The sequence below is a fragment of the Desulfovibrio sp. 1214_IL3152 genome (assembly GCF_036763055.1).
In the GTDB taxonomy this organism is placed as follows: Bacteria; Desulfobacterota; Desulfovibrionia; order Desulfovibrionales; family Desulfovibrionaceae; genus Desulfovibrio.
Genome location: NZ_JBAIYW010000347.1, coordinates 1 through 1,719, shown reverse-complemented (window position 1 = coordinate 1,719; position 1,719 = coordinate 1). Strand labels below are relative to the sequence as shown.

Here is a 1,719-nt window from a genome sequence, read left to right as displayed (position 1 = left end):
GCTCTTCCGATCTCAGCGCAAGTCCTGCGGCTCGCAAGGCATCGGGCCTGCGCGTGCCTACGCATACAGGCACAATGCTGCGCACAGACTGCGCGCGGGACAACGGCAGGCTTTGCAAAAAGGGCAGCAGCACCTCAATGGAGTGCTCGCTCACATGGCAAAGCTCGTCTTCGGCAAAACCTCCGGCAGCCTGCACCAGCGCCAGCCCCAGTTCCACGTCCACCGCCATCGGCCCCAGAGGGGTCAGCCAGTGGCCGTCGGTCCAGACGCCCAGCGTCCGCCCCTGCCCGGTATGGTTCGGACACAGGATAAAAAGCCGCTGGGGCAGATTGGCTCCGGCGGTGGAGCCATCCCAGGTGCTCGCCAAAGTGCCGCCAATAACACGTCCACAGTAAACATAACCCGCGTGGGGCAACATGAGCCCAAGCAAGCGTGCGTTTGCCTCACGCGGTATTTCACCGGGGACAAGATTTTCAGGCACCCCCCCGGACATGAACCACGAACGGATTTCTTTTTTCAGTTGTTCGGCGTCAGCAGGATAAAAACGTCCTGCTGCGATGGGGTGTCGTATGCTCATGGCTGCTCCCGGAATTTAGCGTCTCAGAAAAAAGCTGCGAACCCTGCGACCAGGGCAAGACGGGCCTGAGTACCCGGTGTCTCCGCGCGCTGCCGCCCTATCAAAACATTTTATAACATAGTCTATGGACTCTTTAGAGCACATTTATGGCTTTTTTGAAAGACCCTTTCCGCAGATTCCCTCCGCCGGCGGCCGTCCTCTGCCCCGTGGAAGTTCCCTCACGGGGCAGAGAGGCCAAATGTAATGTGAAAATAAATACAGACCGGATTATGCCTGGGCAAGACCGCCCAGCAAAGCGTAATGTGTTTCCATATATTCCAGCAGACCTTCCCGGCCGCCCTCGCGTCCGAGGCCGCTGCCCTTGACGCCGCCGAAAGGCGTTTCCGCCGAGGCCAGCCCCGCATCATTGACGCCGACCATACCGAAACGCAAACCCTGCCAGAGCCGCCACACGCGCCCCATATCCCTTGTGCAGACGTAGGACGCCAGGCCGTATTCCGTGTCATTGGCAAGGCTTATGGCTTCTTCTTCACTTTCAAAAGACATGACGGCGGCTACGGGGCCGAATATTTCCTCATGAAAAAGGCGCATGTCGGGGCGCAAGCCCGTGAGCAGCGTGGGTTCATAAAAATTTCCCCCAAGGCTGTGCGGCTGCCCGCCTGTGACGCGGCACGCGCCTTTTTCCTGGGCGTCGCGCACAAGCGCGTCCACATGCGCCACGGCCTCGGCGTTGATGAGCGGCCCCATTGTGGTGTCGGCCTTCAGCCCGTCTCCCACATGCAGCTTGCGTATGCCGTGCAGCAGACGACGCACAAAGGCATCAAGAACATCCTTGTGCACCAGAAAACGGTTGGCGCAGATGCAGGTTTGACCGGCGTTACGGAACTTGTTGCTCAGGGCCATGCCCGCGGCCTGATCCAGGTCCGCATCATCAAAGACGATAAACGGCGCATTGCCGCCCAGTTCCAGAGAAAGGCGCTTGAGGGTGGGGCCGCACTGGGCGGCGAGCTTTTTGCCCACAGGCGTGGAGCCTGTGAAGCTGAGTTTGCGCACAAGCGGGCTTGAGGCAATGACCGAGCCGATGGCCCCGGCATTGCCCGTGATGACGTTGAATACCCCGGCGGGAATGCCCACCCGCACGG

2 protein-coding genes are annotated in these 1,719 nt (G+C 60.2%); both read right to left on the bottom strand.

The features are described 5' to 3' along the window. The coding region (gene amrB / locus V6C07_RS07495; RefSeq protein WP_333535742.1) for an AmmeMemoRadiSam system protein B at positions 1–577 on the bottom strand (577 nt) is incomplete at its 3' end. Positions 578–844: 267 nt separating this feature from the next. Beyond that, on the bottom strand, positions 845–1,719 hold an 875-nt coding region (locus V6C07_RS07490; protein WP_333535741.1), incomplete at its 5' end, for an aldehyde dehydrogenase family protein.